General features: G+C 68.3%; 12 protein-coding genes. 5 read left to right on the forward strand and 7 right to left on the reverse strand.

The window, feature by feature from the left end; all coding sequences use genetic code 11:
- Positions 1–80: 80 nt before the first annotated feature.
- The 5 genes from prmB to dapC form a co-directional block, all read right to left on the reverse strand.
- On the reverse strand, positions 81–989 hold the full coding sequence (gene prmB, locus F3J15_RS08110; RefSeq protein WP_166889599.1) for a 50S ribosomal protein L3 N(5)-glutamine methyltransferase: 909 nt from the start codon (positions 987–989) through the stop codon (positions 81–83).
- Between the two features lie 11 nt (positions 990–1000).
- Entirely contained in the window at positions 1001–2140 is a 1140-nt protein-coding gene (dapE, locus tag F3J15_RS08115; protein WP_166889602.1) for a succinyl-diaminopimelate desuccinylase, read from the reverse strand.
- A gap of 90 nt (positions 2141–2230) precedes the next feature.
- A complete protein-coding gene (locus F3J15_RS08120; RefSeq protein ID WP_011352471.1) occupies positions 2231–2599 on the reverse strand; it encodes an ArsC family reductase in 369 nt (122 codons plus the stop codon).
- Positions 2599–3426 (reverse strand): 2,3,4,5-tetrahydropyridine-2,6-dicarboxylate N-succinyltransferase, encoded by an 828-nt coding sequence (dapD, locus tag F3J15_RS08125; protein WP_006478479.1) that lies wholly within the window; start codon positions 3424–3426, stop codon positions 2599–2601. Before dapD ends, F3J15_RS08120 begins: the two co-directional genes overlap by 1 nt.
- A gap of 43 nt (positions 3427–3469) precedes the next feature.
- Positions 3470–4702 (reverse strand): succinyldiaminopimelate transaminase, encoded by a 1233-nt coding sequence (gene dapC, locus F3J15_RS08130; RefSeq protein WP_166889605.1) that lies wholly within the window; start codon positions 4700–4702, stop codon positions 3470–3472.
- Between the two features lie 159 nt (positions 4703–4861).
- On the opposite strand from dapC, the gene F3J15_RS08135 reads away from it, so the two are divergent.
- The 5 genes from F3J15_RS08135 to def all read left to right on the forward strand — a co-directional run bounded on the left by F3J15_RS08135 (position 4862) and on the right by def (position 13596).
- Positions 4862–5803 (forward strand): DMT family transporter, encoded by a 942-nt coding sequence (locus tag F3J15_RS08135; RefSeq protein WP_089484159.1) that lies wholly within the window; start codon positions 4862–4864, stop codon positions 5801–5803.
- Positions 5804–5942: 139 nt separating this feature from the next.
- On the forward strand, positions 5943–9455 hold the full coding sequence (gene smc / locus F3J15_RS08140; protein ID WP_166889609.1) for a chromosome segregation protein SMC: 3513 nt from the start codon (positions 5943–5945) through the stop codon (positions 9453–9455).
- An 85-nt stretch (positions 9456–9540) separates the two neighbouring features.
- Positions 9541–10824 (forward strand): cell division protein ZipA C-terminal FtsZ-binding domain-containing protein, encoded by a 1284-nt coding sequence (locus F3J15_RS08145; protein WP_166889612.1) that lies wholly within the window; start codon positions 9541–9543, stop codon positions 10822–10824.
- 166 nt (positions 10825–10990) lie between these two features.
- Positions 10991–13066, forward strand: a complete 2076-nt coding sequence (gene ligA / locus F3J15_RS08150) for an NAD-dependent DNA ligase LigA (RefSeq protein WP_166889614.1) — start codon at positions 10991–10993, stop codon at positions 13064–13066.
- A complete protein-coding gene (gene def / locus F3J15_RS08155; protein ID WP_069248281.1) occupies positions 13063–13596 on the forward strand; it encodes a peptide deformylase in 534 nt (177 codons plus the stop codon). The genes ligA and def overlap by 4 nt, the downstream gene beginning before the upstream one ends.
- A gap of 90 nt (positions 13597–13686) precedes the next feature.
- Here def and F3J15_RS08160 read toward each other — a convergent pair whose 3' ends face one another.
- Complete coding sequence (locus tag F3J15_RS08160; protein ID WP_166889616.1) at positions 13687–15693, reverse strand: pseudouridine synthase; 2007 nt, start codon at positions 15691–15693, stop codon at positions 13687–13689.
- 16 nt (positions 15694–15709) lie between these two features.
- A complete protein-coding gene (locus F3J15_RS08165; RefSeq protein ID WP_166889618.1) occupies positions 15710–18286 on the reverse strand; it encodes a [protein-PII] uridylyltransferase in 2577 nt (858 codons plus the stop codon).
- Positions 18287–18297 lie beyond the last annotated feature (11 nt).

Consider the following 18297-nt stretch of genomic DNA (forward strand, 5'->3'; position numbering starts at 1 on the left):
CGGCCGGGCGGCCGCCTACGCGCATCTTACCCAACCGTGCGGCGCAACGGTGCACCGCACGGCGGGCGAGCCGGACAGGCTCAGGCCTTGCGGGGCAGGTCCGACGCCTGGATCAGGAACACGGCGTCGTCGCCCGCGCTGGTGGGCAGCCACGTGAGCTCGAGGCCGCCGAACGCGGCTTCGACGTGTTCGCGCTCGTTGCCGATCTCGACGACGAGCACGCCGTCGTCGTGCAGCCAGCGATGGGCCTCGGCGACGATACGTCGCACGATGTCCATCCCGTCATCGCCACCCGCGAGCGCCATTTCCGGCTCGTGCCGGTACTCGGGCGGCAGCGCGGCCATCGACGACGCGTTCACGTACGGCGGGTTCGTCAGGATCACGTCATAGCGCGAGCCCGGATCGGTGCGGAACGCAGGCAGCGGCGCGTAGAGGTCGCCACGGTGCAGCGCGATGCGGTCTTCGAGGCCGTAGTCGCGCACGTTGATCTCGGCGACTTCGAGCGCCTTGTCGGACAGGTCGACCGCATCGATCTCGGCGTTCGGGAACGCGCTCGCCGCGAGGATCGCGAGGCAACCGGAGCCCGTGCACAGTTCGAGCACCGCGCCGACCTGCTCGGGGTCGGCGACGTACGGCTGCAGCCCGTCGTCGAGCAGTTCGCCGATGAACGAGCGCGGCACGATCACGCGTTCGTCGACGTAGAAGCGGTGGCCGTGCATCCACGCTTCATGCGTGAGGTACGCGGCCGGCACGCGGTCGGTCGCGCGCCGTTCGATCACGGCGAGCACGGCCGCGATTTCGTCGGGCAGCAGCCGCGCGTCGAGGAACGGCTCGAGCGTGTCGAGCGGCAGGTCGAGCGTGCGCAGCACGAGGTAGGCCGCTTCGTCGTACGCATTGTCGGAGCCGTGGCCGAACGCGAGCTTCGCCTTCGAGAAGCGCGTGACCGCGTAGCGCAGCAGGTCGCGAATAGTTACAAAAGGTGTCGTCATGCGAGGCTCCATCAGGCGATCAGTTGTTCGAGCACGCGGCGGTACACGTTCTTCAGCGGGTCGACGAAGCGCACTTCGATGTGCTCGTCGATCTTGTGGATGCTGCCGTTCGGCGGGCCGAACTCGATCACCTGCGGGCAGATGCGCGCGATGAAACGGCCGTCCGACGTGCCGCCCGTGGTCGACAGCTCGGTCGTGATGCCGGTCTCGGCGCGGATCGCGTTTTCCAGTGCGCCCGACAGCTCGCCGCGCGGCGTGAGGAACGGCAGGCCGCTCACCGACCACTTCAGCGTGTATTCGAGGCCGTGCTTGTCGAGGATCGCGTGCACGCGTGCCTGCAGGCCCTCGACCGTGCTGGCGGTCGAGAAGCGGAAGTTGAACAGCAGGTCGGCGTGGCCGGGAATCACGTTGGTCGCGCCGGTGCCGGCGTGCAGGTTCGACACCTGCCAGGTGGTCGGCGGAAAGTATTCGTTGCCTTCGTCCCACTGCTCGGCGGCGAGCTCGGCGAGCGCCGGCGCGAGCAGGTGGATCGGGTTCTTCGCAAGGTGCGGATACGCGATGTGGCCCTGCACGCCCTTGACGACGAGTTCGCCCGACATCGAGCCGCGGCGGCCGTTCTTCACGACATCGCCGAGCTCGTTGGTCGACGTCGGCTCGCCGACGATGCAGTAGTCCATGCGTTCGCCGCGCGCTTCGAGCAGCTCGACGACCTTTACGGTGCCGTCGGTGGCGGGGCCTTCCTCGTCGCTCGTGATCAGGAACGCGACCGTGCCGCGGTGGCCGGGATGGGCCGCGACGAATTCCTCGGACGCGACGACGAACGCCGCGAGCGACGTCTTCATGTCGGCCGCGCCGCGGCCGTACAGCTTGCCGTCACGATGGGCGGGGATGAACGGTGGCGAGCTCCACTGCTCGAGCGGGCCGGTCGGCACGACGTCGGTGTGGCCCGCGAACGCGAGCAGCTTGCCGTCGCGGCCGTCGGTGCCGCGCTTGACGGCCCACAGGTTGGTCACGCCGTGCGACGCGATGGTCTCGCATTCGAAGCCGAGCGCCGCGAGGCGCTCGGTCATGATCTGCTGGCAATGCTGGTCGTCGGGCGTCACGGACGCGCGGGCGATCAGCTGTTCGGTAAGGGCTAGGGTGGCGGACATGGTTCGGACCACTTTCGATAAAAAATGCCGGCGCGGTGGCCGGCAGCGACAAGACGTCGGGCTGCGCCGACAGGCGCAGCGCGGGCAGCCCTATGCGGCAAACAGCGCCGCGTATTGATCGGCCGCGAAGCCGAGCGATTTCACGCGGCCGTTGACCACCAGCACGGGGCGCTTGATGACCGACGGCTTGTGGATCATCAGCGCGACCGCGCCGGCCTTCGTTTCGGCGGCCGCCTTCATCGCGTCGTCCAGGCCGCGCCACGTCGTGCCGCGCTTGTTGACGAGCGCGTCGAGCGACACGTCCTTCAGCCAGTCCTCGACGAGCGGTGCGCTGACACCGAGCTTCTTGAAGTCGTGAAACTCGAATTCGACGCCGTGATCGTCGAGCCACACGCGGGCCTTCTTCACGGTGTCGCAGTTCGGAATGCCGTAGACGACCACGGTGTGCGGCTTCGCCATCAGTCGCCTCGCAGCAGCTCGTTCAGGCCGACCTTCGCACGCGTCTTCGCGTCGACCTTCTTGACGATCACCGCGCAGTACAGGCTGTGCGAGCCATCCTTCGACGGCAGGTTGCCGGCGACGACGACCGAGCCGGCCGGGATGCGGCCGTAGCTGACTTCGCCCGTCTCGCGGTCGTAGATCTTCGTGCTTTGGCCGAGGTACACGCCCATCGAGATCACCGAGTTTTCCTCGACGATCACGCCTTCGACGACTTCCGAGCGTGCGCCAATGAAGCAGTTGTCTTCGATGATGACCGGGTTCGCCTGCAGCGGCTCGAGCACGCCGCCAATGCCGACGCCGCCCGACAGGTGCACGTTCTTGCCGATCTGCGCGCACGAACCGACCGTTGCCCACGTATCGACCATCGTGCCTTCGTCGACGTACGCGCCGATGTTGGTGTACGACGGCATCAGCACGACGTTCTTCGCGATGAACGAGCCGCGGCGCGCGATGGCCGGCGGGACGACGCGGAAGCCGCCCGCGGCGAAATCTTCGGCGGTGTAGTTCGCGAACTTCGACGGCACCTTGTCGTAGAACTGCGAGTAGCCGCCGGCGGGCATCGGCGCGTTGTCCTCCAGGCGGAACGACAGCAGCACGGCCTTCTTCAGCCACTGGTGCACGGTCCAGTTGCCGTCGATCTTCTCGGCCACGCGCAGCGCGCCTTTGTCGAGCTGCTCGATCGCGTGCGCGACGGCTTCGCGGACGTCGGCCGGTGCGGCCTTCGGCGACAGCTCGGCGCGGTTTTCCCAGGCGGTATCGATGATTTGCTGAAGTTGTTGCGACATGTTCGTTTTCGCAGGAGATGGATGGAATTGATCGGATGGACGATTACCGCGCGAGAGAGCGGCAGAAATCGACGATGCGTTGCGCGCCCTCGACGCATTCGGGGGTGCCCGCGACGAGCGCGATCCGGATGAAATCGCGGCCCGGATTCGTGCCGTGCGCATCACGCGCCAGGTACGAGCCGGGCAGAACCGTCACATTATAGTCGGCGTACAGGCGGCGGGCGAACTCGGTGTCCGACAGCCCGGTGCGCGACACGTTGGCCCACAGGTAGAACGCCGCGTCGGGCAGCTTCACGTCGATCACGTCGGCGAGCATCGGCGTGACGGTATTGAACTTCTGCAGGTACAGCGCGCGGTTCTCGCGCACGTGCGCCTCGTCGTTCCACGCGGCGATGCTCGCGTGCTGCCAGACCGGCGACAGCGCCGCGCCGTGGTACGTGCGGTACAGCAGGAATTTCTTCAGCAGCGCCGCGTCGCCGGCGACGAAGCCCGAGCGCATGCCCGGCACGTTCGAGCGCTTCGACAGGCTCGACAGCATCACGAGCCGCTCGAAGCCGCGGCCGAGGCGGTGCGCGGCCTCGAGGCCGCCGAGCGGCGGCGCCGCTTCGTCGAAATAGATTTCCGAATAGCATTCGTCGGACGCGATCACGAAACCGTGGCGGTCGGACAGCGCGAACAGCTCGCGCCAGTCGTCGAGCGTCAGCACGGCGCCCGTCGGGTTGCCCGGCGAGCACACGTACAGCAGTTGCGTGCGCGCCCAGACTTCGTCCGGCACGGATGCGTAGTCGCACGCGAAGTTGCGGGCCGGGTCGCTGTTCGCGAAATAGGGTTCGGCACCGGCCAGCAGCGCCGCGCCCTCGTAAATTTGATAGAAAGGATTCGGACAGAGTACGATCGCCTTCTCGCCCTGTTCGGCCGGGCGGGCGTCGATCACCGTCTGCGCAAGCGAGAACAGCGCCTCGCGCGACCCCGACACGGGCAGCACCTGCGTGGCCGGATCGATGGCCGGCAGCCCGTAGCGGCGCTCGAGCCAGTGCGCGATCGACGTGCGCAGCGCGTCCGAGCCGGCGGTGGCCGGGTACGACGCGAGACCGTCGAGCGCGGCCACCACGGCGTCGCGGATCAGCGCCGGGGTCGCATGTTTGGGCTCGCCGATGCCGAAGCTGATCGGTTTGAGGGCGCCGGAGGGCGTCACGTCCTTGAACAGGGCGCGCAGCTTTTCGAAGGGATAGGGCTGGAGCGAGTCGAGTCGAGGGTTCACGGGCGAAGCGGCCATCGCGGCCGGTTGGAGCGAAAGAAGCGGCGGGCGCGCCGCGCGGCTGCGAACGGGCGCTGATGGCGCGCGGGTCGCAACGGACGATTATAGCGTGACGGAATGCGGTCACGGCCTGCCGGAACGGCGGCCGGGCCGGTCGAATAAAGGGTATCGAACCAAATGAATAACGCGGTACGCGGCAGCCTGCCGACGCTGGCCATCCTGATCGGCGCATCGGTATGGGGCCTGATCTGGTATCCGCTGCGGATCCTGGCGTCGCTCGGCGTGACGGGCACGCTGGCGAGCGCGCTGACGAGCCTCGTTGCCTTCCTGTTCGTGATCGTCGCGCGCCACCGCACGATCGCGACGCTGCGCTGGCACTGGGTGCTGCCCGGCATCGCGGTGACGGCCGGCGTGACGAACCTCGGGTTCGTGTGGGGCACGATCCACGGCGAGGTGCTGCGCGTGATGCTGCTGTTCTACCTGACCCCAGCATGGACCGCGATCTACGCGCACTTCCTGCTGCGCGAGCGGCTGACCTGGGCCGGCGCGGGGCTCGCGGCGCTGTCGATCGGCGGCGCGATGCTGATGCTGTGGTCGCCGGCGCTCGGCCTGCCGCTGCCGGCCACGCCGGCCGAATGGGCCGGTCTCGCGGCCGGGTTGAGCTTTGCGATGAGCAACGTGCTCGTGATCAAGGCGAGCCGCGAGCTGCCGGAGATGCGCGCCGAGATGCGTACCGCGACGCTGTTCGGCGGCGCGGCGGTGTTCGGCGCGATCGCGTCGCTGTTCGAGGGGATACCGGCCGCGCCGGCGGGCGGCCACCTCGGCACGGCCGCGCTGATCATCGTCGCGATCGGCGTGACGATGGCGTCGAACAACCTGCTCGTGCAATACGGGCTGGCGCGCGTGCCGGCGAACCGTGCGTCGATCATCATGCTGTTCGAGATCGTGATCACCGCGCTGTCGGCATGGGTGTTCGCGAACGAGCTGCCGACCGCGCGCGAGTGGGCGGGCGGCGCGTGCATCGTGCTGGCGACGCTGCTGTCGAGCCGGGTCCATCGTGCCGCGCCGGCACCGGACAAACCCGGCGACGGTCGGGACGGCGCACGCGCGATGGTATGATGGAAGCCGTTTGCGGGGCCCAACGCTGTATGCGCGCGGCCCCGCTTTTGAATTCCGGAGCGCATCGCGCGCATGGGCTGTCCGGCCTCGCGCAGTGCGGCTCCGTCCGTTTCACACCTTCTTCACATCCGATACCGCCGTGCGTCTGAGCTCGATCAAACTCGCTGGCTTCAAATCCTTTGTCGATCCCACGCATTTCCAGGTTCCGGGCCAGCTTGTCGGCGTGGTGGGCCCGAACGGGTGCGGCAAGTCCAACATCATCGATGCCGTGCGCTGGGTGCTCGGCGAGTCGCGCGCTTCCGAGCTGCGCGGCGAATCGATGCAGGACGTGATCTTCAACGGCTCGACCGCCCGCAAGCCCGGCAGCCGGGCCAGTGTCGAACTGATCTTCGACAACTCCGACGGCCGCGCGGCCGGCCAGTGGGGCCAGTACGGCGAGATCGCCGTGAAGCGCGTGCTCACGCGCGACGGCACGTCGAGTTACTACATCAACAACCTGCCGGCGCGCCGCCGCGACATCCAGGACATCTTCCTCGGCACCGGCCTCGGGCCGCGTGCGTACGCGATCATCGGGCAGGGCATGATCGCCCGGATCATCGAGGCGAAGCCGGAAGAGCTGCGCGTGTTCCTCGAGGAAGCCGCGGGCGTGTCGAAGTACAAGGAACGCCGCCGCGAGACCGAGAACCGCCTGCACGACACGCGCGAGAACCTGACGCGCGTCGAGGACATCGTCCGCGAACTCGGCGCGAACCTCGAGAAGCTCGAGGCGCAGGCCGTCGTCGCGACCAAGTACAAGGAACTCGTCGCCGACGGCGAGGAGAAGCAGCGCCTGTTGTGGCTGCTGCGCAAGAACGAGGCCGCCGGCGAGCAGCAGAAGCAGCAGCGCGCGATCGAACAGGCGCAGATCGACCTCGAGGCGCAGACGGCGAAGCTGCGCGAGGTCGAGGCGCAGCTCGAGACGCTGCGCGTCGCGCATTACGCGGCAAGCGACGCGATGCAGGGCGCGCAGGGTTCGCTCTACGAAGCGAACGCCGAGGTGAGCCGCCTCGAAGCCGAGATCAAGTTCATCGTCGAATCGCGCAATCGCGTGCAGGCGCAGATCGCCGCGCTGAATGCGCAGCGCGAGCAATGGCGCGCGCAGGCCGAGAAGGCGCAGGACGAGCTCGAGGAAGCCGAAGAGGCGCGCGCGATGGCCGACGAGAAGGCCGCGCTCGCCGAAGACAACGCTGCCGCGAAGCACGATGCGCTACCGGCGCTCGAGGCCAAATTCCGCGATGCGCAGGCGCAGCTCAACGACGAGCGCGCGCGGATTGCGCAGACCGAACAGTCGCTGAAGCTCGAAGCCGCGCACCAGCGCAACGCCGACCAGCAGCTCCAGCAGCTGCAGCAGCGCCATGAGCGCCTGAAGAGCGAAGCGAGCGGGCTCGACGCGCCGGACGAGGCGCAGCTCGAAGAGCTGCGCATGCAGCTCGCCGAGCAGGAAGAGATCCTGGCCGAGGCGCAGGCGCGCCTCGCCGACGCGCAGGAAACGGTGCCGCGCCTCGATGGCGAGCGCCGTGCCGCGCAGGAGCGCGTGCAGGCCGAAGCCGCGCAGATCCACCAGCTCGAGGCACGTCTCGCCGCGCTGAAGCAGCTGCAGGAAAACGTGCAGACCGAAGGCAAGGTGCAGCCGTGGCTCGACAAGCATGAGCTCGGCGCGCTGCCGCGTCTGTGGAAGAAGCTGCATGTCGAAGCCGGCTGGGAAGCGGCGCTCGAAGCCGTGCTGCGCGAGCGCCTCGCCGCGCTCGAAGTGTCGAATCTCGACTGGGTGAAGGCTTTTGCCACCGACGCGCCGCCCGCGAAGCTCGCGTTCTACGCGCCGCCCGCGGCCGGTGAACCGCCGGCGGCCGTGGCTGGCCTGCGTCCGGTGCTGTCGCTCGTGCGCATCGACGATGCGGGCATCCGCGCGGTGCTGAACGACTGGCTCGGCAACGTGTATGTCGCCGACGACGTCGCGCAGGCGCTCGCGACGCGCACGCAGCTGCCGGCAGGCGGCGCGTTCGTCGTCAAGGCCGGCCATATCGTCACGCGCGTCGGCGTGCAGCTGTATGCCGCCGATTCGGAGCAGGCCGGGATGCTGGCCCGCCAGCAGGAAATCGAAAACCTGACGCGCCAGGTGCGTGCGCAAGCGCTGCTCGCCGACGAGGCGCGCACGGCCGCGGTACGCGCGGAAGCCGCGCACACGCAGGCCACGCAGGCGCTCGGCGATGTACGTGCGCAGGCCGAGCGTGCGACGCAGCGCGTGCACGCGCTGCAGATGGACGTGCTGAAGCTGGCGCAGGCGCACGAGCGTTACACGCAGCGCAGCACGCAGATCCGCGAGGAACTCGAGGAAATCGGCGCGCAGATCGAAGAGCAGCGCGCGATGCGCGCGGAGTCGGAAGCGAATTTCGAGCGTTTCGACGGCGAGCTCGCGGAACTGCAGGCGCGCTTCGAGGACAACCAGCTCGCATTCGAAGCGCTGGACGAATCGCTGACGCAGGCGCGTCAGGAAGCGCGTGACCTGGAGCGCGGCGCGAACGACGCGCGCTTCGCCGCACGCAACGCCGTGACGCGGATCGACGAACTCAAGCGCAGCATCCAGGTCGCGCACGAGCAGAGCGAGCGCGTCGCCGCGTCGCTGGAAGACGCACGCGCCGAGCTCGAGACGATCAACGAGCAGACCGCGCACACGGGCCTGCAGGATGCGCTCGAGATTCGTGCGGTGAAGGAAGAGGCGCTGCAGGCCGCGCGGATCGAACTCGACGACCTGACCGCGAAGCTGCGCGCGTCGGACGAGCAGCGACTCGTCGCCGAGCGCTCGCTGCAGCCGCTGCGCGACCGCATCACCGAATTGCAGTTGAAGGAGCAGGCTGCGCGCCTGTCGGTCGAGCAGTTCGCGGAGCAGCTGACGACGGCCGAGGTCGACGAGGAAGCGCTGCGCGAGAAGCTCACGCCGGATCTGAAGCCGTCGTACCTGCAGGGCGAGGTTACGCGCCTGAACAACGCGATCAACGCGCTCGGTCCGGTGAACATGGCCGCGCTCGACGAGCTGAAGGCCGCGAGCGAGCGCAAGGTGTTCCTCGACGCGCAGTCGGCGGACCTGATCGACGCGATCACGACGCTCGAGGACGCGATCCACAAGATCGACCAGGAAACCCGCACGCTGCTGCAGGGCACCTTCGACGAGGTCAACCGTCACTTCAGCGACCTGTTCCCGCGTCTGTTCGGCGGCGGCCAGGCGAAGCTGATCATGACGGGCGACGAAATTCTCGACGCCGGCGTGCAGGTGATGGCGCAGCCGCCGGGCAAGAAGAACGCGACGATCCACCTGCTGTCGGGCGGCGAGAAGGCACTGACCGCGACCGCACTGGTGTTCGCGATGTTCCAGCTGAACCCGGCGCCGTTCTGTCTGCTCGACGAGGTCGACGCGCCGCTCGACGACGCGAACACCGAGCGTTTCGCGAATCTCGTGCGCGCGATGTCCGACAAGACGCAGTTCCTGTTCATCTCGCACAACAAGATCGCGATGGAAATGGCGCAGCAGCTGATCGGCGTGACGATGCAGGAGCAGGGCGTGTCGCGGATCGTTGCGGTAGACATGGAAACCGCCGCGGGTTTTGCCCAGAATTGACGTTTGACGAAACCGGACCGCGTTCGCGCGGCGCATGGGCGCCCGTTCGCGGTTCCGACGAACAAGAATTGCTGATGGAGCGTGCATGGACGAGTTGACACTCGGTTTGATCGGCGCGGGCGCCGTCGTAGTGGGCGGCGTCGTGGTCTACAACGCATGGCAGGGCGCGAAGGTGCGGCGCAGGATGCCGCGCCCGATGCCGGAGGAGGCGGCCGAGGCGATGAACCGCCCCGAACGCGAGGAAGAATTGCCGTTCATCGAGCCGGTGCGCCAGCCGGTGCGGCGCGAGCCCGCGGCACCGGCCCCGGCGGCCGCCACGGGCGGCACGCCGGCCGAAGTCGCGCGCGTCGAGCCGACGTTCGGTGGAGCGGCACCTGCCGACATGCCGGCCGATCTGCAGGCCGAGGCGACCGGCGTCGATGCACCGTCCGAGTCGGTCGAGCCGGTTGCCGGCGAAGCAGCCGTGCCGGCTTCCGCGCACGACACGCACGCGGAACCGGCAGAGCCGGCCGAACCGGTGCTGCCGGCCGCCACGACGATCTCGTCGGCCCCGCCGGCGATCGTCGACCGCCGGATCGACTGCATCGTGCCGATCCGCCTCGGCGGGTCGCTGCCGGGCGACAAGATCCTGCCGGCCGCGCAGCGTCTGCGTCGCGCGGGCAGCAAGCCCGTGCACATCGAAGGCAAGCCGGAAGGCGGCCAGTGGGAGTTGCTGCAGAACGGCGTGCGCTACGAGGAACTGCGCGCGGCCGCGCAGCTCGCGAACCGCAGCGGTGCGCTGAACGAGCTCGAGTTCTCCGAATTCGTGACGGGCGTCCAGCAGTTCGCCGACGCGATCGACGGCGCGCCGGAATTCCCGGACATGATGGAAACGGTCGCGATGGCGCGCGAGCTCGACGCGTTCGCCGCGCAGTGCGACGCGCAGCTGTCGATCAACGTGATGTCGGACGGCGCGCCGTGGTCGGCGAACTACGTGCAGGCGGTCGCGTCGCAGGACGGGCTGCTGCTGTCGCGCGACGGCACGCGTTTCGTGAAGCTCGACGCGAAGCAGAACCCCGTGTTCATGCTGCAGTTCGGCGACACGAACTTCCTGCGCGACGACCTCACGTACAAGGGCGGCAACATGATCACGCTGGTGCTCGACGTGCCGGTCGCCGAAGAGGACATCCTGCCGTTCCGGCTGATGTGCGATTACGCGAAGTCGCTGTCCGAGCGGATCGGCGCGCGGGTCGTCGACGATTCGCGGCGGCCGCTGCCGGAATCGACGCTGGTCGCGATCGATCAGCAACTGATGAAGCTGTACGCGAAGCTCGAGGAAGCCGGCATCCCGGCCGGTTCGCCGGTCACGCGCCGCCTCTTCAGCCAGTAACGCGCGCCCGGCGGGCGGCGGCTTCCGGTGCCGTCGCCCGACGCTGCCATGCACCGTGCTTGTGTGCACTGCAGCGGGCCCGCGCGGCACGCATCGCGTGCCCCCGCTGCGGCGTCAAACTGAGATAATCGGAATTCCGATTTTTCAGAACGACTCTGCCGCCAGCATGGCCCGAACCCAAGCCGAACCGCCAGCCAGCCAGCCCGACGCGCGCGCCGCGTGGCTGCGCGATCAACTCGAGCGGGCGAACTACGCCTATTACGTGCTCGACCAGCCGGATCTGCCAGACGCCGAATACGACCGGCTGTTCCGCGAATTGCAGCAGCTCGAGACCGACCATCCCGAACTCGTGACGCCCGATTCGCCGACGCAGCGTGTCGGCGGCGAGGCGGCCGGCGGCTTCACGCCGGTCGTCCATGATGCGCCGATGCTGTCGCTGAACAACGGTTTCGCCGACGAGGACATCGTCGCATTCGACAAGCGTGTCGCCGACGCGCTCGACAAGACGACCGATCTCGCCGGCTCGGTGACAGAGCCCGTCGAGTACGCATGCGAACTGAAGTTCGACGGTCTCGCGATCTCGCTGCGCTACGAGCAGGGGGTATTCGTGCAGGCGGCCACGCGCGGCGACGGGACGACGGGCGAGGACGTGACCGAGAACGTGCGCACGATCCGCTCGATTCCGCTGAAGCTGAAGGGCAAGAACGTGCCGGCCTTGCTCGACGTGCGCGGCGAGGTGCTGATGTTCAAGCGCGATTTCGCACGCCTGAACGAACGCCAGCGCGCGGCCGAGCAGCGCGAATTCGCGAACCCGCGCAACGCGGCGGCCGGCAGCCTGCGCCAGCTCGACTCGAAGATCACCGCGCAGCGTCCGCTGTCGTTCTTCGCGTACGGGATCGGCGTGCTCGACGGGATGCCGATGCCCGATACGCACAGCGCGCTGCTCGACTGGTACGAGTCGCTCGGCCTGCCCGTGAACCGCGAGCGCGCGGTCGTGCACGGGGCCGAAGGCTTGCTCGACTTCTTCCGCACGGTCGGCGAGAAGCGCGAGTCGCTGCCGTACGACATCGACGGCGTCGTCTACAAGGTCAACCGGCGCGACGAACAGGAGCGCCTCGGCTTCGTGTCGCGCGCGCCGCGCTTCGCGCTCGCGCACAAGTTCCCTGCACAGGAAGCGCTGACCAAGCTCGTCGCGATCGACGTGCAGGTCGGCCGCACCGGCGCGATCACGCCGGTCGCGCGCCTCGAGCCCGTGTTCGTCGGCGGTGCGACCGTGACGAATGCGACGCTGCACAACGAGGACGAAGTGCGCCGCAAGGACATCCGGATCGGCGATACCGTGATCGTGCGCCGCGCGGGCGATGTGATCCCCGAGGTGGTCGGCGCGCTGCTCGACCGGCGACCGGCCGATGCGGCCGAGTTCGTGATGCCGACCGAATGCCCGGTGTGCGGCTCGAAGATCGAGCGCCTGCCGGACGAGGCGATCGCGCGCTGCACGGGCGGCCTGTTCTGCCCGGCGCAGCGCAAGCAGGCGTTGTGGCACTTCGCGCAGCGCCGCGCGCTCGACATCGACGGGCTCGGCGAGAAGATCATCGACCAGCTCGTCGAGCTGAATCTCGTGCGCACGCCGGCCGACCTGTTCAATCTCGGCTTTGCGACGCTCGCCGAGCTCGACCGGTTCGCCGAGAAGTCGGCACAGAACCTGCTCGACTCGCTCGAGAAGGCGAAGCACACGACGCTCGCGCGCTTCATCTATGGGCTCGGCATCCGTCATGTGGGCGAATCGACCGCGAAGGATCTGGCGAAGCATTTCGGCTCGCTGACGCCGATCATGGACGCATCGATCGAAGAACTGCTCGAAGTCAACGACGTCGGGCCGATCGTCGCCGAGTCGCTCCATCAGTTCTTCGCGGAAGAGCACAACCGGACCGTGATCGAGCAGTTGCGCGCGCCGGGCAAGGTAACGTGGCCGGAAGGGCCGCCCGCGCCGAAGGCGCCGCAGGGCGTGCTGGCCGGCAAGACGGTCGTGCTGACGGGCACGCTGCCGACGCTCACGCGCGATGCCGCGAAGGAAATGCTCGAAGCGGCGGGCGCGAAAGTGGCCGGTTCGGTATCGAAGAAGACGGATTACGTGGTCGCGGGCGCCGAAGCCGGCAGCAAGCTCGCGAAGGCCGAGGAACTCGGCATCCCCGTGCTGGACGAAGACGGTCTGCACCAACTCCTGGAGGGTAATACGCCATGATTCGCGAGATCCTGAAGATGGGCGATCCGCGCCTGCTCGAAGTCGCCAAGCCGGTCGAGCGGTTCGATACACCCGAACTGCACGAGATCGTCGCGGACATGTTCGAGACGATGCACCATGCGAACGGCGCCGGCCTGGCCGCACCGCAGATCGGCATCGGGCTGCAGATCATCATCTTCGGCTTCGGCAACAACAACCGCTACCCGGACGCGCCCCCGGTGCCCGAGACCGTGCTGATCAACCCGAAGATCGAGTACATGCCGCCGGACATGGAAGAGGGCTGGGAAGGCTGCCTGTCGGTCCCGGGCATGCGCGGCGTCGTCAGCCGCTACGCGAAAGTGCGCTACAGCGGCTTCGACCAGTACGGCGAGAAGATCGACCGCGTGGTCGACGGTTTTCACGCACGCGTCGTCCAGCACGAATACGATCACCTGATCGGCAAGCTGTATCCGATGCGGATCACCGACTTCACGCGCTTCGGCTTCACGGAAGTGCTGTTCCCGGGGCTCGATCCGGCTTCCGACGATTGATTGGCCGGCTTTGCCGGCTTCTCGCAGACAAGAAAAAAGCCCGCTTGCGCGGGCTTTTTCATTGCGTGGCGCACGGGTGTGCGCCCGCGATCAGAACGTCTCGTCGGCCGACAGATAGCGCCATTGACCCTGCGGCAGTGCGCCGAGCATCACGCGGCCCATCCGGACGCGCTTCAGGCCGATCACGTCGAGGCCCACCAGCTCGCACATGCGACGGATCTGGCGCTTCTTGCCTTCGCGCAGCACGAAGCGCAACTGCTCGCCGTTCTGCCAGCTCACCATCGCGGGCTTCAGCGCGACGCCGTCGAGCTCGAGGCCGTGGCGCAGCTTCGCGAGCGATTCCGCGGGGAAGTGCTGGTCGATGTCGATGAGCCGTTCGCCGAAGCGCACGCGCACCAGGTACTCCTTGTCGATGTCCGATTGCTCGCCGATCAGCTGTTTCGCGATCACGCCGTTCTGCGTCAGCACGAGCAGGCCGGTCGAATCGATGTCCAGGCGGCCGGCCGGCGCGAGCGCATGCAGGTGCTGCGGCGAGAAGCGCACCGGCGAATGGTCGCCGCTCCAGCGGTTCGCGCGCGTGATCAGCACGGCCGCGGGCTCGTAGCCGTCTTCCGCCTGGCCGGACACATAGCCGACCGGCTTGTGCAGAAGGATCGTGACTTGCGCGGCCTGCGCGGCGCTCGCGCGTTCGTCGATCTCGATCTTCTGGTCCGCGCGTACCTTGGTGCCGAGCGTGTCGATGCGTTCGCCGTCGACGAGGACCCAGCCCTTTTCGATCCATTCGTCGGCTTCGCGGCGCGAGCACATGCCGAGCTCGGACATCCGTTTCGACAGGCGCATCAGGCCCGATTCGTCACCGTAGTCGATATCGGCGGCGGCGCGCTTGACCGGTTGCGCGGTCTTGACCGCACCGAACGAGCGGCGCTCGCCGTCGCGCGCGGGGCGGGCCGGGCGGTCGCCGAAGCTGCGCTTCGCACCTTCGCCGGCAGGCTTGTCGCGATACGACGGGCGCTTGCCGTCGTCGGCGCCTGCGCGGCGCGGGCGGGCATCGTCATCACGGCGCGGCGGGCGATCGGACGACGTGCGGCGGTCGCCGAAGCTACGCTTCGCGCCTTCGCCGGGTGCCTTGTCGCGATACGGCGCGCGTGCGCTGCCTTCACTGGAACCTGCGCGACGCGGACGTGCATCGTCATCGCGGCGCGGCGGGCGATCGGACGACGTGCGACGGTCGCCGAAGCTGCGCTTTGCGCCTTCACCGGATGCGTTGTCGCGATACGGCGCGCGTGCGCCGCCTTCACTGGAACCTGCGCGACGCGGACGTGCATCGTCATCGCGGCGCGGCGGGCGATCGGACGACGTGCGGCGGTCGCCGAAGCTGCGCTTCGAGCCTTCGCCGGATGCGTTGTCGCGATACGGCGCGCGTGCGCCGCCTTCACTGGAACCTGCGCGGCGCGGGCGGGCATCGTCATCGCGGCGCGGCGGGCGATCCGACGACGTGCGGCGGTCGCCGAAGCTGCGCTTTGCGCCTTCGCCGGATGCGTTGTCGCGATAAGGCGTGCGTGCGCCGCCTTCGCCACCTGCACGACGCGGGCGGGCATCATCATCGCGGCGGGGCGGGCGATCCGACGACGTACGGCGGTCACCGAAGTTGCGCTTTGCGCCTTCACCGCCGGCATTGTCGCGATACGGCGTGCGTGCGCCGCCTTCGCCACCTGTGCGACGCGGCCGTGCGTCGTCATCACGGCGGGGCGGCCGATCCGACGACGTGCGTCGATCGCCGAAACTGCGCTTCGCGCCTTCACCGGACGCGTTGTCGCGATAAGGGGCGCGCGTGCCGCGTTCCGCACCGCCGTCACGCGGCGCACGCTTGGCCGGTGCGCGATCCGCGCCCGGGCGCTCGGCGCCCGCGGCAGCGCGCGGCTTGAACGTGCGTTCGCCGGCGGCGGCCGGGGACGCCTTCTTCGGGCGGGCCGGCTTGTCCCCGGCGGGAGGCGTAGCGGGACGCACCGCCTTGCGGGCGACGAGGCTGCCGGAGCGGACAGGGGCGCGGGTCGGCGACGCCGGCTTCGGATTCTTGACGGTTAATTTGGTGCGCATAAACGCTGGGATTCATTCAGACTGCGATCGCACGCAGCAATTCGGTTTCGAGCTGGATCTGCAGGCGGTTGTCGGACAGGCCGGCACCCGCGAGCAGGAAAATGTCCTCGACGCGTTCGCCGAGCGTATTGATCCGCGCCGCGTGGACGCCGATCCGATGCTCGGCGAGTACGCGCGCGATCGAATAGAGAAGGCCCGGCCGGTCGTTGGCCGACACGGACAGGATGTAGTACTGGCCGCGCTCGTCGGCCCGCAGGTCGACGCGCGGCGTGATCGGAAACGTCCGGGACAGCCTCGACAGGCGGCCCTTGGACGGCTCCGGCAGCGGTGCGGTTTCGGTGAGTCGCGACGCGAGTTGCTGCTCGACGAGATTCGCGATGTCGCGATACCGCACGTCACGCTCGGTCTGCGTGACGATGAAATTGTCGAGCGCATAGCCGTGCCGCGTCGTGCTGATGCGGGCGTCGAGCACGGACAGCCCGTTGCGGTCGAAATACGCGCAGATGCCCGCGAACAGGTCGGGGCGATCCTTCACGTACACGAGCACCTGCAGCGCATCGCCGATCGGCGACGGCCGCGCGCGGACGATCGCGGTTTCGGCATTCACGTGCCGGTATAGCACGCGCGTCTGCCACGCGATGTCGGCCGCGTCGTGACGCAGGAAGAAGCCGACATCGAGCTGGTCCCACAGCGCGCGATGCGCGTCGTCGGGCACGGTTTCGAGGCGCAGCAGCGCGAGCGCCTGTTCCTGCCGCGACTTCAGCTCCGAGTGCGCGTCGGGGTTGGCCCCGCCGAGCACCGCGAGCGTGATGCGGTACAGGTCCTCAAGCAGCTTGCCCTTCCACGTGTTCCACACCTTCGGGCTCGTGCCGCGGATATCGGCGACGGTCAGCAGGTACAGCGCGGTGAGGTACCGCTCGTTGCCGACGACTTCTGCGAAGCGCTTGATGACTTCGGGGTCGCTCGTGTCCTGCTTCTGCGCGACCTGGCTCATCGTCAGGTGATGCTGGACGAGCCACACGATCAGCGCCGCATCGTCGCCGGCGATGCTGTGCTCGCGGCAGAAGCGTCGTGCGTCGGCCATCCCGAGCGTCGAGTGGTCGCCGCCACGGCCCTTCGCGATGTCGTGGAACAGCGCCGCGACATACAGCACCCACGGGCGCTCGAAGTTGCCGATCAGCTGGCTGCAGAACGGATATTCGTGCGCGTGCTCGGCCACCGCGAAGCGGCGGATGTTGCGCAACACCATCAGGATGTGCTGGTCGACCGTGTACACGTGGTACAGGTCGTGCTGCATCTGGCCGACGATGCGGCGGAAATTCAGCAGGTAGCGGCCGAGCACGCTCGTCTGGTTCATCAGTCGGAACGCGTGCGTGATCCCTTCGGGTTGCTGAAGGATCCGCATGAACGTGTCGCGGTTCTGCGGATCGCGGCGCCACGCGTTGTTCATGATCTCGCGCGAGTTGTACAGCGCGCGCAGCGTGCGGGCGGACAGCCCTTTCACGCCGCGGGTCGTCTCGTACAACAGGAACGCTTCGAGGATCGCGTCGGGATGGCGTTCGAACACGCCGTCGTCGACGATCTCGAGCATGCCCTGCTTCTCGACGAAGCGGTCGGGCGACAGCACGCGCGTGATGCCGCTCGTCGCGGGGAACAACTGCGCCTCGATGTTCTGGATCAGGATCGTCGCGAGCTGCGTGACGGCTTTCGCGGCCCAGTAGTAGCGGCGCATCAGCTGTTCGCTCGCGCGCTTGGCCTGCGTCGGCTGGTAGCCGAAGCTCTCGGCGGCCTGCGTCTGCAGGTCGAACACGAGCATGTCCTGGCGGCGGCCGGCGATCACGTGCAGCCGCGCGCGCAGCGTCTTCAGGAAGCCTTCGTTGCGGCGCAGCTCGCGCGCCTCGCGGTCGGTGATGAGGCCACGCGTGTCGAGTTCGCGCCAGCTGCTGCCGAAACCGGCCGCGCGCGCGATCCACAGGATCGTCTGCAGGTCGCGCAGCCCGCCGGGGCTTTCCTTCACGTTCGGCTCGAGGCTGTACGGCGTGTCCTGGAACTTCGCGTGGCGCTGGCGCATCTCGAGCACCTTCGCGGTGAAGAACGCGCGGGCATCGAGCGCCTCGTGGTAGCGCACCGTGAAGCGTTCGAACAGCGCGGTGCTGCCGACGATGCGGCGCGCTTCCAGCAGCGAGGTCTGTACCGTGACGTCCTGCGACGCCTCCTCGATGCACTGCGCGACCGTGCGCACGCTGCTGCCGATCTCGAGGCCGAGATCCCACGCCATGCCGATGAAGCGCTCGATGCGCGCATCCAGCGCCGGGTCGTGCGCATCGGGCAGCAGCACGAGGATGTCGACGTCGGAATAGGGCGCGAGCTCGCCGCGCCCATAGCCGCCGACGGCGACGAGCGCGAGCGTCGCGGGCAGCCCGCAGTCGTCCCACACGCGCTTCAGCGCTTCGTCGGTGAGTTTCGACAGCGCGTGCATCAGCGACGCGACGTTCGCCGCGCGGCGAAAGCGCTCGAGCATCTCCGTCTTGGCGGCCTTGAATTCGGCGCGCCGCGACAGCGCTTCGGGCGAGGGGGCAGCGTGAGCGCTCATGGGCGGCCGTT

Origin of the sequence: Burkholderia sp. Ap-955, assembly GCF_011753045.1 — a bacterium.
Taxonomy (GTDB): domain Bacteria; phylum Pseudomonadota; class Gammaproteobacteria; order Burkholderiales; family Burkholderiaceae; genus Burkholderia; species Burkholderia lata_D.

What these genes read in the sequence shown, in the direction of transcription:
- ligA (WP_166889614.1), top strand. Translation starts at nt 10,991, where the DNA reads ATGGCCCGAACCCAAGCCGAACCGCCAGCCAGCCAGCCCGACGCGCGC.
- F3J15_RS08160 (WP_166889616.1), bottom strand. Translation starts at nt 15,693, where the DNA reads ATGCGCACCAAATTAACCGTCAAGAATCCGAAGCCGGCGTCGCCGACC.
- dapE (WP_166889602.1), bottom strand. Translation starts at nt 2,140, where the DNA reads ATGTCCGCCACCCTAGCCCTTACCGAACAGCTGATCGCCCGCGCGTCC.
- F3J15_RS08145 (WP_166889612.1), top strand. Translation starts at nt 9,541, where the DNA reads ATGGACGAGTTGACACTCGGTTTGATCGGCGCGGGCGCCGTCGTAGTG.
- F3J15_RS08135 (WP_089484159.1), top strand. Translation starts at nt 4,862, where the DNA reads ATGAATAACGCGGTACGCGGCAGCCTGCCGACGCTGGCCATCCTGATC.
- F3J15_RS08165 (WP_166889618.1), bottom strand. Translation starts at nt 18,286, where the DNA reads ATGAGCGCTCACGCTGCCCCCTCGCCCGAAGCGCTGTCGCGGCGCGCC.
- dapD (WP_006478479.1), bottom strand. Translation starts at nt 3,426, where the DNA reads ATGTCGCAACAACTTCAGCAAATCATCGATACCGCCTGGGAAAACCGC.
- prmB (WP_166889599.1), bottom strand. Translation starts at nt 989, where the DNA reads ATGACGACACCTTTTGTAACTATTCGCGACCTGCTGCGCTACGCGGTC.
- def (WP_069248281.1), top strand. Translation starts at nt 13,063, where the DNA reads ATGATTCGCGAGATCCTGAAGATGGGCGATCCGCGCCTGCTCGAAGTC.
- dapC (WP_166889605.1), bottom strand. Translation starts at nt 4,702, where the DNA reads ATGGCCGCTTCGCCCGTGAACCCTCGACTCGACTCGCTCCAGCCCTAT.
- F3J15_RS08120 (WP_011352471.1), bottom strand. Translation starts at nt 2,599, where the DNA reads ATGGCGAAGCCGCACACCGTGGTCGTCTACGGCATTCCGAACTGCGAC.